The 13,029-nt window shown below is 39.3% G+C and carries 11 protein-coding genes; 2 read left to right on the top strand and 9 right to left on the bottom strand.

Annotated features, from left to right (window positions below; translation table 11 throughout):
• Window positions 1-125 precede the first annotated feature (125 nt).
• The 5 genes from ADH31_RS06440 to guaA all read right to left on the bottom strand — a co-directional run bounded on the left by ADH31_RS06440 (window position 126) and on the right by guaA (window position 6,458).
• Entirely contained in the window at window positions 126-1,127 is a 1,002-nt protein-coding gene (locus ADH31_RS06440; RefSeq protein WP_049509661.1) for a sensor histidine kinase, read from the bottom strand.
• Complete coding sequence (locus ADH31_RS06435) at window positions 1,117-1,800, bottom strand: response regulator transcription factor (protein WP_049509660.1); 684 nt, start codon at window positions 1,798-1,800, stop codon at window positions 1,117-1,119. Before ADH31_RS06435 ends, ADH31_RS06440 begins: the two co-directional genes overlap by 11 nt.
• 32 nt (window positions 1,801-1,832) lie before the next feature.
• Window positions 1,833-3,887 (bottom strand): FtsX-like permease family protein, encoded by a 2,055-nt coding sequence (locus ADH31_RS06430; RefSeq protein WP_049509659.1) that lies wholly within the window; start codon window positions 3,885-3,887, stop codon window positions 1,833-1,835.
• Window positions 3,877-4,650 (bottom strand): ABC transporter ATP-binding protein, encoded by a 774-nt coding sequence (locus ADH31_RS06425; RefSeq protein ID WP_049509658.1) that lies wholly within the window; start codon window positions 4,648-4,650, stop codon window positions 3,877-3,879. Before ADH31_RS06425 ends, ADH31_RS06430 begins: the two co-directional genes overlap by 11 nt.
• 245 nt (window positions 4,651-4,895) lie before the next feature.
• Window positions 4,896-6,458, bottom strand: a complete 1,563-nt coding sequence (guaA, locus tag ADH31_RS06420; RefSeq protein WP_049509657.1) for a glutamine-hydrolyzing GMP synthase — start codon at window positions 6,456-6,458, stop codon at window positions 4,896-4,898.
• 140 nt (window positions 6,459-6,598) lie between these two features.
• Here guaA and ADH31_RS06415 point away from each other — a divergent pair, with 140 nt between their 5' ends.
• Both ADH31_RS06415 and metK read left to right on the top strand, forming a co-directional pair.
• On the top strand, window positions 6,599-7,297 hold the full coding sequence (locus tag ADH31_RS06415; RefSeq protein WP_045762883.1) for a GntR family transcriptional regulator: 699 nt from the start codon (window positions 6,599-6,601) through the stop codon (window positions 7,295-7,297).
• A gap of 238 nt (window positions 7,298-7,535) precedes the next feature.
• A complete protein-coding gene (gene metK / locus ADH31_RS06410; RefSeq protein WP_000003967.1) occupies window positions 7,536-8,726 on the top strand; it encodes a methionine adenosyltransferase in 1,191 nt (396 codons plus the stop codon).
• A 35-nt stretch (window positions 8,727-8,761) separates the two neighbouring features.
• Here metK and ADH31_RS06405 read toward each other — a convergent pair whose 3' ends face one another.
• The 4 genes from ADH31_RS06405 to ADH31_RS06390 all read right to left on the bottom strand — a co-directional run bounded on the left by ADH31_RS06405 (window position 8,762) and on the right by ADH31_RS06390 (window position 12,774).
• Window positions 8,762-9,394 carry a GNAT family N-acetyltransferase gene (locus ADH31_RS06405; protein ID WP_000411987.1) on the bottom strand — a complete coding sequence of 211 codons (633 nt, stop codon included), beginning with the start codon at window positions 9,392-9,394 and terminating at the stop codon, window positions 8,762-8,764.
• 226 nt (window positions 9,395-9,620) lie between these two features.
• A complete protein-coding gene (locus tag ADH31_RS06400; RefSeq protein WP_000767183.1) occupies window positions 9,621-9,920 on the bottom strand; it encodes a DUF1827 family protein in 300 nt (99 codons plus the stop codon).
• A 63-nt stretch (window positions 9,921-9,983) separates the two neighbouring features.
• Window positions 9,984-10,433 (bottom strand): NUDIX hydrolase, encoded by a 450-nt coding sequence (locus ADH31_RS06395; RefSeq protein WP_045762885.1) that lies wholly within the window; start codon window positions 10,431-10,433, stop codon window positions 9,984-9,986.
• Window positions 10,434-10,521: 88 nt separating this feature from the next.
• Entirely contained in the window at window positions 10,522-12,774 is a 2,253-nt protein-coding gene (locus tag ADH31_RS06390) for an ATP-dependent Clp protease ATP-binding subunit (RefSeq protein WP_049509654.1), read from the bottom strand.
• Between the last annotated feature and the right edge of the window lie 255 nt (window positions 12,775-13,029).

Genomic DNA, 13,029 nt, shown 5'->3' with positions numbered 1-13,029 from the left:
CCTGTGCAATACAGAACTAAATCCTTTCAATAATTATTTGTCCAACTTTTGGGGGTCAGTACAGCTTTCCTTTTTGGTATAAAATATGTGCTTTCTATGACTAGGCAATTTTCTTAATCGAAAAATTACGAAATAGAAAGAGAGATTTCAAATCCATGCATCCATTCGGATTTTACTACGATGTCGATTTTTAAAGCATCTGCTAATTGTTTGACAAGATAGAGACCCATGCCTGTTGATTTTTTCCTTGTCTCTCCTGAATCACCTGTAAATCCTTTTTCAAAGATATGAGGGAGGTCGCAAGCTTTAACTCCACACCCATTATCCCTAATAATCAGGGTTTTGCGCTCCTTGTCACTTGACATAGAAATCTTGAGTTCTGGTTTATCAGAGCTATATTTAAGGGCGTTGGCTAATATTTGAGACAGGATAAATCCAAAACTGCGTTGATCGGTGTAGCAGATTCCTTGTATGTTTTCTAACTTAATCGTAAAATTCTTTTCTTTGAGCAAGGGGTCAAAGTTCTCCAAAAGATCTTGGATACACTCTTCTAGGTCAAGGTCTTCAAATAGAAAATCATTTTTCTCACTTTTCACCCTGTAGTAGAATAGGATCTGTGATACATTTTCTTGGATTTGATTTTTCACATAGTCCAATTTAAAAGCAGTATCCTCAGGTAGTTGGTCACTTTGATTGTCTAAAAGGAGGGAAAGAAGCGATAAAGGAAGTTTAATCTCATGCGCCCATTTTTCAACATAGTCCTCGTACTCGGCTAGTAATGAGTTGAGTTTTCCTATTTGAGCCTGCTTTTGATAAAGTGTATCTGCTATTTTTTCAATGCTTTCTTTCTCTGAGACACTTGATAAATTCAATAATTCAAGCTCAGTATCGATTTTAGGATTGGCTATGAAGGATTTATAAGCAGCGGATTTTTTTCTTTCTTTTCTTATAAGTAAGAATGATAGGATGAAAAAAAGTAGGACGGTGGCTAAAATATAGAGAAGGATGAGAGCTTGAAACATTCTCACATCTGAAAGCCAAAGCAGGACAGCTGTAAATAGGTCAAATGCTAAGAGAACAAGTAACCAAGGTAGATAACTAGCTAGATATTTTAGATTATATTTCATCTGGACTTACCTCTTCTAGCTTGTAACCAATACCTCTGACGGACTTGACTTTAAGGGCAATGCCAGCCTGTTTCATCATCTTTTTCAGCCTTGCAATGTTTACTTGTAGGGCATTTTCATCGATGAACTCAGTTGTATTCCACAGTTTCATGCTTAGTTCTTCTTTTGTGACGACTGAATCAGTTGCCACTAATAAGGTTTCTAACAATTTCCCTTGATTTTTAGGGAGTAAAATCGAATGTCCGTTGATATAAAGAGTATAGGTATTTCTATCCAGCAGGAAATTATCTTTTTCAAGCAAATTTTGTCTACCTTCATAGCGTTTCAAGATATTTTCTATACGAGCCAAGAATCTTTCTTTCTTGAAAGGTTTTGTTAAATACTCGTCAGCCCCTAATTTTAGGGCGTAAATCTCATCTTTTAGTTGTTCACGGGAGGTGAGAATCAATATGGGCACAGAGCGTTTGGACTTGAGATTCTTACAAATGTGGAAACCTGTTTCTCCTGGCAAATTCAAATCCAGTATGATTAGATCCGTATCGTATTGCAACACTTGTTGGCTTGTATCTTTGAAGTCAGTCAACTTATCAACTTGATAATTCGCTTTCTCTAACAAGATGACAATTTCATCTCGAATCAAGGCCTCATCCTCAATAACCAGGATATGCTTCATATTGGTTCCTCCTTTTCCTATTTTATTCTATCTTATTCATCTCTTTTGGGTTCCATTAAGGACAACAAGTATTTGTTGCTATTTTTCTTTACAATTCTGATATAGATGACTTCAAAACCTGCTAAGAGCAGTACTATCAGCATGGCTGTGATAAATTTCTGCCCCATGACCATTCTTATACTGGCTGGTACTATTCCTGTGAGGAGGGAGCTCACTCCGAAGCTACTACTGATAAGTGCAAGGGCTATTGGCAGACCGAAATACCAGTTGATTTGCTTTTCTGACGATTTACAAAGAGTTTCGTAGTTGGCTCCGAGATGGATCAAGGTTTGGTATCGTCTGTAGGATTGTCTCTGACCCATCAAAAATTGAACGCCAATGATTGTATTTGCCACAACAAGGAAGATGATAGCTAGATAGATAGTGATATAGCTGGCAGAGATAATGTAAAATAATTGTCTTCCCATATTTTGTATATAGCTTTCATAGCCAAGAGAGGTTTGATTTAGCTTTTCATTGGTATCTGAGATAGCTCTCATCAAGCCTTTTTCCTTGACTAGCTCAGGAGCCAAGATACCGCTGACATAGTTCGAATAGTGACCGTCTGTATAACTCATAAAGGTCTCATCTGGGACTATGAGGGCAACAGAGAGGGTGATCTCACGATCCGTTACGATTGGCAAAGACTCCACCTCTCCAATCAATTTTACATCATTTTCCATGACATTGATTTGAGGCTTCGTCTTCAGAACAGAGTTGACGAGACTTTCATCTGGGAGAAAATCTTTCCCCATATACAAGTAGGCTTCCTTGCTAGTTAATTCTAGAGGAGGGAGATTGGCAGCCTTTCTAAGTTCATTGTATTCGGAAACTGGCATGAGGTGGGAAGTAGTAGACTGTTTAAATTTACGGAGCAAAATTTCCTTGTTCTTGCTGTCTTTTTGCTTTTTCAACTCCTTGATGACCTCTTCGAAGGACACGGACTCGTGTTCTTTCGGTTTGCCGATTTTGATTTGCAGAATCTTTGAAAACTGTGATGCTAGTCCAGCAGCTTCAAGCTCTTTTTTTACTGTATTTACATCAAGATTTTCATCTGTATCCTGCTTGCTATCTCTAAATGTATAATCCAATACGTGGGTTTGATTGCCTGAATTGCCACTTGCAATGGCAACACCTGCTCCAAAGAGGCACAAGGCAGAGAAGATTAAGAGGGAGCAGATAGCCAGTATAGTTGAGCGCTGGATAACTAATTCCTGAATCTGTCTAAAATTATAGGCATGAAGTTTTCGATTGTTTCCAAGCTTGACCAAAAAGTCTATAAATAAACGCATACCAAAGAAGAGGAGGATAGTTCCTAGAGTCCCCAAGAAAACAGTGATGCCCATGGTTATGACACTTTTCCAAGCTCGTCCACTCATACCCATGTAATAGGTTGTTCCTAGAAGCAAAATTCCGAGGACTGAAGCAAGAAGGTACACCCCCTTGGGGAGTAGTTTCTTCATTCCAGAAGGAGAATAGGATAGCAGATTTCCAATTTCCTTATTGGCCGTCTTTGCACTTAAAAGAACAAAAACAGCTAATTTTACAGCTAGGAAACCGATGATTGTATAGAATAGAGCTGTGGTAGATAGAGAAAACTGATGTTCAATAATCCCTAGCCCAACAATTTTAGCGGTTATTAGGCTAATCAGTTCTGAAATCAAGATTGAAATTGGAAGACCTATTCCAAGAGCAAGGATACTGTTTCTCAAATCCTCGAGTAGGAGCAGCAAGAACAGTTTGCTTCTTCGCATCCCTAGCGTTAGATAGACACCAAATTCATGTTTTCTCCTTTCCATCTGCATACTGCTTGCGAAGTAGACTAGAAAAAAGAGAATAAAGAGGGTTGCTACATAAAGAATGGGAATCATGCTAAAGAGTTTATTTACAGCGTCACTCTCTATTTGTTTGAGAAAGATCATCGCATCTTGATGGGACAAAGAAAGGATGATGTAAAAGGAGATAATAGAAAGAACCATGGAACTGAAATACAAGCCATTATTCTTTCGATCCCTCTTGCTATTTCTTGAGACTAATTTAGAAAACATTGCCATCACCTCCAGCCAGTGCAGACATGACCTTTAGTATTCTGTGGTAAAAATCTTCTTGACTTTCTCTTGGATAATCGCGTCGAATTTCATGGAATAGTTTTCCGTCTTGGATAAACAAGATGCGGTTGCAAAAGCTGGCAGCGACTGAATCGTGGGTCACCATGAGAATGGTGGTTTCTTCCACTTGATTCATTTCGGATAATTTTTGCATCAAAATGGTCGCATTTTTTGAATCCAAAGCTCCTGTGGGCTCATCTGCAAATACAATCTTAGGGTCTAAAATTAAGGCACGCGCAGCAGCTACCCTTTGTCGTTGACCACCTGATAATTGAGATGGGAACTTATCCAGAAGTTCAGAAATATCTAGATATTGGGAAAGCAATTCTAACCGAACCTTGCTTTCGTTGGCATCGACCTTGTGCAAAGACAAGGGGAGTAAAATATTTTCTTTGGCTGTCAGATTGTCCAAAAGCTCAAAATTTTGAAAAAGGTAACCAATTTCCTTGCCACGATAATCAGCTAACTGACTACCTTTTAACTGACTTAAATCTTTTTCTTGCATTTGAATGGAGCCATCAGTTGGTTTGATGATAGTAGCGAGACAGTTAAGAAGGGTTGTTTTCCCAGAACCACTGCTCCCCATAATCCCTAAGAACTCACCTTTGACAACTTGAAAAGATATACCGTTCAAGGCTTTGGTGATATTCGGCTCTTTTCCATAATGCTTTTTTAATGATTCTACTCGTAAAATTGTTTCCATGTGAAACACCTCCATCTTTTGTTACTTTCATTATAATATGAATCAGAGTAGAATAACACTTACGTATGATGTAAGAAATCTTTATCATTAGGTTATTGGAGCTATACTTACTATATTATAGCATGGTTTCAAGGATTTAAAAAGAGGAGTTGAGAGTCGAGAAATTTTCCTAATATTGAAATAAAAAAAATAATACCACTGTAGTCCATGCTCCAGCAGTATTATTTATTATTTTATAGGAAACTCTATTCCCACTCAACAGTTGCAGGTGGTTTACTTGTAATATCATAGACGATGCGGTTAACGTGGTCAACTTCGTTTACGATACGAACTGAAATTTTTTGGAGAACTTCCCAAGGAATCTTAGCGAAGTCAGCTGTCATTCCGTCGATAGAAGTGATGGCACGGATAGCAATGGTATAGTCATAAGTACGACCATCTCCCATAACCCCTACTGAACGAACGCCAGTGTTAACAGTGAAATATTGCCAGATATCACGGTCAAGACCAGCTTTGGCGAATTCTTCACGAAGGATAGCGTCTGATTCACGAACAGTTTCAAGTTTTTCTTCAGTGATTTCCCCCATGACACGGATAGCAAGTCCTGGTCCTGGGAATGGTTGGCGCCATACGATGTGGTCTGGCATACCAAGTTCAGTACCAAGAGCACGAACTTCATCCTTGTAAAGAGTGTTAAGAGGTTCGATGAGTTCAAACTGCATGTCTTCTGGAAGTCCCCCAACGTTGTGGTGAGATTTAATAGTTTGAGCAGTATCAGTACCTGACTCGATAACGTCTGTATAAAGAGTTCCTTGCGCAAGGAATTTCACATCTTTTAGTTTGCTTGCTTCATCATCAAAGACATAGACAAACTCGTTACCGATAATCTTACGTTTTTGCTCTGGATCAGACACACCAGCAAGTTTATCCAAGAAACGTTTAGCAGCATCTGCTTTGACAATGTTCAAACCAAACTTACCACCAAGCATATCCATAACTTGGTCAGCTTCTCCTTTACGAAGAAGACCGTGGTCTACAAAGATACAGATCAATTGATCGCCGATGGCTTTTTGGAGGAGAACCCCAACAACAGAAGAGTCAACACCACCTGAAAGACCAAGGAGAACACGTTTGTCTCCAACCTTTTCACGGATTTGTTTGATTTGCATCTCGATGAAGTTATCCATAGTCCAGTCACCTTTGGCACCACAGATATTGAGAGCGAAGTTACGAAGGATATCATAACCGTGAACTGAGTGACGAACCTCTGGGTGGAATTGGATACCGTAGATTTTCTTATCTGGATTTTCAATAGATGCGTATGGACAGTCAGCTGATGTACCAGTACGAACGAAATCAGCTGGAATTTCAGTAACAGCATCTCCGTGGCTCATCAAAACTAGTTGCTCATCTGGAGTACCCGCAAAAAGAGCAGACTCTGTGTGAGTCAATTTTGATTGACCGTATTCGCGGTTACCAGCATCACCTGCAGGAACAACCTTACCACCAAGCTTGTGAGTCAATAGCTGCATACCGTAGCAGATTCCTAAAATTGGAATTCCAAGTTCAAAAATCTCTGGATCAATATCAAATGAGCCTTCTTCATAAACAGAGTTTGGACCACCTGAAAGTACAATCCCGATAGGATTGATAGCGCGGACTTCGTCAGCCGAAATCTTGTGACTTTTTAGTTCTGAAAAGACACCAATCTCACGGATACGACGTGAGATAAGTTGGTTATACTGGCTACCATAGTCCAGTACGATGATCTTTTCGACATCTTGCAAATCAGTTGAAATGTTGGTCATCTTTTCCCTTTCTTAAAAGAAATATCTTCTTGAATATTCTATCATAAATGCCCCAGAATTACCAACCAAACAAGTGCAGTTTGACTTTTCCCCATGAGATAGGGTACAATGGAAAAAATAAAGAAAAGAAGTGAGCAAGCATGTTACCAGCTTATATGAAAATTCACGACCAAATCAAAAAAGGTATTGATGAGGGAAATTGGAAAATTGGAGAGAGACTCCCAAGCGAGAGAGACTTAGCTGAGGAATTTGAGGTTAGCCGTATGACCCTTCGTCAAGCCATCTCCCTTTTGGTCGAGGAAGGAGTTTTGGAGCGTCGTGTGGGTAGCGGGACCTTTGTTTCTAGTACTCGTGTTCAGGAAAAAATGCGTGGAACGACCAGTTTTACGGAAATCGTGAAGGCGCAGGGGAAAACACCATCGAGTCATCTGATTTCCTATCGTCGGACTATTCCGAATGAGCAAGAAGTTGAAAAATTAGGGATCAAGGCCACTGAAAATATTATTCGGATGGAACGTGTTCGTTATGCAGATCAAGTTCCTGTGGTCTATGAGGTGGCTTCTATTCCTGAGAAATTTATCAAAAATTTCAAGAAAGAAGAAGTAACCAAGCACTTCTTTCAAACCTTACAGAAACATGGTTATCGAATTGGTAAATCTCACCAGACTATTTATGCTCGCTTAGCCAAGGAAAAGATTGCTCATTATCTGGAAGTAGAAAAGGGGCATGCTATTTTAGGACTGACTCAGGTTTCTTACTTTGATGACGGTACAGCTTTTGAGTATGTAAAGAGCCAATACGTCGGAGAACGTTTTGAGTTTTATCTAGAAAATAATTAGTTTTTAAGAAATCTCTTGAAGTTGGAAATCCTATCCACTTTAAGAGTTTTTATTTGGCTAAGATTAGAAAACAGTTTCCAATTAAGAAAAATAGTAATCATACGAGTATTTTTTAAAGATTCGTGTTATAATAGTTAGGTTATATGGTCCCGATAAGGTGGTAGTGAAGGTCGTTTATCGATTCTCTACCAGTACTTTGTAACTCTATAACGAATATTTTTTAAGGGGGGACATTTTTATGTCAGAACGTAAATTATTCACGTCTGAATCTGTATCTGAGGGGCATCCAGATAAGATTGCAGACCAAATTTCAGATGCTATCTTGGATGCTATTTTAGAGCAAGATCCAGAAGCCCACGTTGCTGCTGAAACAGCTGTTTATACTGGTTCAGTTCATGTTTTTGGTGAAATTTCAACCAATGCCTATGTAGATATTAACCGTGTGGTACGTGATACCATTGCAGAGATTGGCTATACCAACACTGAGTATGGATTCTCAGCTGAAACAGTAGGAGTTCACCCATCACTTGTTGAGCAGTCTCCAGATATTGCCCAAGGTGTTAATGAAGCCTTGGAAGTTCGTGGAAATGCGGATCAAGATCCACTTGATTTGATTGGAGCTGGAGACCAAGGTCTCATGTTTGGTTTTGCAGTTAATGAAACTGAAGAACTCATGCCATTGCCAATCTCACTCAGCCACAAGTTGGTTCGTCGTTTGGCAGAGCTTCGTAAGTCTGGTGAAATTAGCTATCTTCGTCCAGATGCTAAATCACAAGTTACTGTTGAATATGATGAAAATGACCAGCCAGTGCGCGTGGATACAGTTGTTATTTCAACTCAACACGATCCAGAAGTTAGCAATGAACAAATTCATGAGGACGTGATTAACAAGGTTATCAAAGAAGTGATTCCAGCTTCTTATCTTGACGATGAAACTAAATTCTTCATCAATCCAACAGGTCGTTTCGTTATCGGAGGACCTCAAGGAGACTCAGGTTTGACTGGTCGTAAGATCATCGTGGATACTTATGGTGGTTACTCACGCCATGGTGGTGGTGCCTTCTCTGGTAAAGATGCAACTAAGGTTGACCGTTCAGCTTCTTATGCAGCTCGCTACATTGCCAAAAACATCGTTGCTGCAGGTCTCGCTAAGAAAGCAGAAGTTCAATTGGCTTATGCCATTGGTGTAGCTCAACCTGTATCTGTTCGTATCGATACCTTCGGTACTGGAACAGTAGCTGAAAGCAAGCTTGAAAAAGCAGCGCGTCAAATCTTTGACCTTCGTCCAGCAGGAATCATCCAAATGCTTGATCTCAAACGTCCAATCTACCGTCAAACTGCGGCTTATGGACACATGGGACGTACAGATATCGATCTTCCATGGGAACGCTTGGATAAGGTTGACGCCTTGAAAGAAGCAGTTAAATAAAGTAAAAAGGAGTTGATTTAAACTCCTTTTTTACTTTATTTATTGATAGTTTTTAAAAAAGCCCAGTTTCCAATAGACTTAGCCCCATACTCTAACTCCATAAAATCTAGCAATTCATAATCATTCTTTTTATAGAATGGAACATTTTTTTCTGTACTGGTAATGAGTCCTAAGCGCTTGCAGCCCTTGGATTTGACATAAGGCTCAACTGCGTCTCTAAGAAAAGCACTGCCCACACCTTGTCCTTTAACGGATGAATTGACTGCAAGGAGCATCAAATACCAGTCAAAGCTATTAGATTTTTTCAAATGTTCTTCGGAACGGTCTACTAAATCAAGATACTTCAAAAAATTTCGAGGACTAATGTAGCGAAACAGTTTTATGACACCATTTAGCAAGTAAGATAGGATAGAAAAATCATTTTGTTGTAATAAGGCGACAGCTAGGATTTCTGCGTCTTGTTCAGCTACTAAACAGGTCTCTTCTTTGATATAGAGGCGAGTCAGGAGACTTTCCAATAGTTCTAAAAAAGCAGGATAGTTTTCAGGTTTCTTGAGATCATCTATGATTAGAGTTAAAAATGGATAATCAAAGAAGCTATCGGCTATTACTTTTCCAATTTTTTGGTATTCGTCTAGCCTTGCTTTTCTGTATACTATTTTCTCCATTTATGAGCTCCTTTTTTAATGTTAGTAAATTATAATAGTAAAATTAATTGTTTTGATGATCAAGTACCGAGTTTTTACAAAAATATTGCCAAACTTAGTAAGTTGAAGGATTGTTAGAAAACTCTTTCTGTAATGCTGAATCTGATTCTAGAATATAGGATCAGACAGACAAAGAACACTCTAAAAAGTTAGAATTTTTAGAGTGTTGTCCAAATATAGCTAAGTTTTATTTTGTTGGGATTGAGATTTCAATCAATTTTTCAGAGTAGAGGGTTTTGATATTAGCCTCATCGATATTTTGCTTTTCGATCTTGCGATTCAAGAAGAATTCTTGGATTTTTTCTATTTCTTGTTCGCGGATAGCACGATGTTTATTGGAAATGAGGATTTCATAATGAAGCGGTGCCTGAGTAAAGATAACATCAGTATTGCCTGCAGAGTAGACTTCTACGAGTGTAGCGTCGGTACTCTCCAGTTGGCTTTTAACAAGGTTTGAGTGAGAATTAGTAGTGTTGATGAGCTTCATAGGCTTTCCTCCTGTGTTTCTATTTCTATTATAGCACTTTTTGGAAAAATTGGAAAAGTTAATTTAAACTTGATGCTGTTTTTTCCAAGCTTCAATTGCCCATTTATGACTGCCACGTTTTAAGTTAGCAATGGCTTCATCGATTGGGAACCAAGCTAGATGATTGAAGTCCTCCAAAGGTTTTTGGATTTCTTGATAAGAAGTAGCTTCGTAGAGATAGGCTGGATTGTAGTAGTAAGTATCACGATGGCTGGAATAGAAATACTCATCTGCTTGTCCATAATAAGTGCCAATCTCAGCTGTAAAACCTAATTCTTCAATTAGTTCTCGTTTGAGAGCTTCAAAATGATCTTCACCTGCTTCGATCTCGCCACCAGGCAAGAACCATGCACCATTTGGAGCTTGAACGAGGATAATCTTTTCATGTGCTGAGTCAGGGATGACTGCATAAACACCATATCTAGTTTTGTAGGTTACACCCTCTTTTTTTTCTCCAAAGGTTGGATTCGTCATAAATTTCTCCTTTATGTGTGCGCTTTCTTTCTATCATATTAAAGAATGCTCTTACTGTCAAGTAAGAACATTCTTTTAGTATGTGGAATTAGTCATTTGAGTCAACTGTTTCCAATTTATTTTTTGATTTAATCATGATTTTACCATTGCTAGTCATGACAGCCTTGAGGTTTTTCTCGCTTGGATTTTCAAGGTAATAGTCCGTGATTGCATCTTCGATATAGTCTTGAATGGTACGACGTAGTGGACGAGCTCCCATTTTTGGATCATAACCAAGGTCTACAAGTTTTTCTTTAACCTTATCTGTTACATCCAAATGGATGTTATTGCTTGAGAGACGTTTATTCACATCATCCAACATAAGGTCAACGATTTGAAGGAGATTTTCCTTGCTGAGAGCCTTAAATTCAATAATACCATCAAAGCGGTTCATGAATTCTGGGCTAAAGAAGTTGCCTAATTCTCCAAGAACAGTGTTAGTACGGCCTTCTCTAGCAGCACCAAATCCAACACTAGCTTCTGCCTTACCTGTACCTGCATTTGAGGTCATGATAATGATGGCGTCTTTAAAGCTAACGGTACGACCTTGACCATCCGTTAAACGACCATCGTCCAAGACTTGGAGGAACATATGCATAACATCTGGATGGGCTTTTTCAACTTCATCCAAGAGGATCAGTGAGTAGGGGTTACGACGAACTTTTTCAGTCAATTGACCTGCTTCATCATAGCCTACGTATCCTGGAGGGGCACCAACGAGTTTAGCCACGCTGTGTTTTTCCATGTATTCACTCATATCAAAGCGAATCATGCTATCAGCAGAACCGAAGAGTTCGATGGCCAGCTGTTTAGAAAGTTCTGTTTTACCGACACCAGTAGGACCAACAAAGAGGAAGCTACCGATTGGACGGTTTGGAGTACCGAGTCCAACACGGTTACGACGGATAGCCTTAGCAATCTTATCAACTGCATCATCTTGACCAATAACATGAGCCTTGAGGTCATCTGCTAGGTTGATCAGTTGAGATTGCTCTTTTTCTTTCAAATCACCAACTGGAATATTAGTCTTTTGCTCGATGATGTGTTCAATCGTCTTTTCGCTGATGATTGGTGTATCCTGATCCGTTACCTTAGTCTTTTGCATTTCCTTGTATTTGGCAATCTGGTCACGGAAGTAGGCTGCTTTTTCAAAATCTTCATCGCGGGTTGCTTGTGCCTTGAGATTTTCTGCTTCGATTAAGCGTTGGTCAATGACCTTTGGATCCACAAAATTCAAGGTTAAGTTCATTTTTGAACCAGCTTCATCTAGAAGGTCAATGGCCTTGTCTGGCAAGAAACGGTCTTGGATGTAGCGATTAGAAAGGGTAGCGGCAGCTTCGATAGCGCCGTCAGTATAATGAACGTGGTGGTAATCTTCGTATTTCTTTTGGATACCTTTCAGGATAATGATGGTTTCTTCAACAGTTGGTTCATCAACTTTGACAGGTTGCATACGGCGCTCAAGGGCAGCATCCTTTTCGATGATGCGGTATTCATTGAGGGTAGTAGCACCAACCAGTTGGAGTTCGCCACGAGCGAGAGCTGGTTTGAGGATATTTCCTGCATCCATATTCCCTTCTCCTGCTGAACCAGCACCGACAATTTCATGAATTTCGTCAATGAAGAGAATAACATCTTCGCGCTCACGAATTTCTTCCATGAGTTTTTGCATGCGTTCTTCAAATTGGCCACGGATACCTGTACCTTGAACAAGGCTAACGACATCTAAGCGGATGACTTCTTTACCTTGAAGCTTATGCGGAACATCACCATCAACAATTTTCTGAGCTAAACCTTCGACAACAGCTGTCTTACCAACACCGGGCTCACCGATGAGGACAGGGTTGTTTTTTGTTCTGCGGTTGAGGATTTCAATAACACGGATTATCTCTTCGTCACGGCCAATTACAGGGTCAATATTTCCACGACGGGCAATCTCAGTGACATTGATACCATATTCATCCAAGAGTCCTTTTTCCTGGATTGGTGGTGGTGTTTGAGCAGGACCACGATTTTGGGCACCATAGCCACCATTTCCACCGTATCCACCTCCTGACTGAGTTGGGGGGATATTGTTGTTATTAGAAGATGGTCTAAAGTTATTGAGATCGTTAAAGAAGTCTCCAAAGGGATCAAAGTCACGGTTGTTTAAATCTGTAATTCCTTTAAATAAGCTATTGTTAGGATCTGTTTTGATAATTTTGTAGCAATTCTGGCAAAGGTCGATTTGCTTTTGTTGCCCATTGAGATTGGTATAAAGATGAATCGTTGAGTCATTGATTTTACAGTTTTGACAGAGCATACCGCCACCTCATTTCTTTCTTAGTCTTGACTAAATTTAAAAGGTCAAAAATAGTCAAACAAGTATATAATTTAATTATATCATGATTATTGGGCAATTCAAGTAAAAAGATTGGATACTAGCACTATAAATAGTAGAGCGCTAATCTGGAGAAGATTTTGATAGCAAGAAAAAAATCCTATTTGTCATACAAAAAGGATTCTCGTTAGTGAAAGGCGGTGGGACAGAAATCGATAGACAAAGTCTCGATTTCGT

Source organism: Streptococcus pseudopneumoniae, from assembly GCF_001072375.1.
Classification (GTDB): domain Bacteria; phylum Bacillota; class Bacilli; order Lactobacillales; family Streptococcaceae; genus Streptococcus; species Streptococcus pseudopneumoniae_L.
Note: the sequence above shows the minus strand (reverse complement) of the source record. Positions and strands in the feature narration are given on the sequence as shown.

Excerpts from the sequence above, each read along its gene's own strand:
- ADH31_RS06440 (WP_049509661.1), bottom strand. The coding sequence starts at position 1,127 with ATGAAATATAATCTAAAATATCTAGCTAGTTATCTACCTTGGTTACTT.
- ADH31_RS06435 (WP_049509660.1), bottom strand. The coding sequence starts at position 1,800 with ATGAAGCATATCCTGGTTATTGAGGATGAGGCCTTGATTCGAGATGAA.
- ADH31_RS06430 (WP_049509659.1), bottom strand. The coding sequence starts at position 3,887 with ATGTTTTCTAAATTAGTCTCAAGAAATAGCAAGAGGGATCGAAAGAAT.
- ADH31_RS06425 (WP_049509658.1), bottom strand. The coding sequence starts at position 4,650 with ATGGAAACAATTTTACGAGTAGAATCATTAAAAAAGCATTATGGAAAA.
- guaA (WP_049509657.1), bottom strand. The coding sequence starts at position 6,458 with ATGACCAACATTTCAACTGATTTGCAAGATGTCGAAAAGATCATCGTA.
- ADH31_RS06415 (WP_045762883.1), top strand. The coding sequence starts at position 6,599 with ATGTTACCAGCTTATATGAAAATTCACGACCAAATCAAAAAAGGTATT.
- metK (WP_000003967.1), top strand. The coding sequence starts at position 7,536 with ATGTCAGAACGTAAATTATTCACGTCTGAATCTGTATCTGAGGGGCAT.
- ADH31_RS06405 (WP_000411987.1), bottom strand. The coding sequence starts at position 9,394 with ATGGAGAAAATAGTATACAGAAAAGCAAGGCTAGACGAATACCAAAAA.
- ADH31_RS06400 (WP_000767183.1), bottom strand. The coding sequence starts at position 9,920 with ATGAAGCTCATCAACACTACTAATTCTCACTCAAACCTTGTTAAAAGC.
- ADH31_RS06395 (WP_045762885.1), bottom strand. The coding sequence starts at position 10,433 with ATGACGAATCCAACCTTTGGAGAAAAAAAAGAGGGTGTAACCTACAAA.
- ADH31_RS06390 (WP_049509654.1), bottom strand. The coding sequence starts at position 12,774 with ATGCTCTGTCAAAACTGTAAAATCAATGACTCAACGATTCATCTTTAT.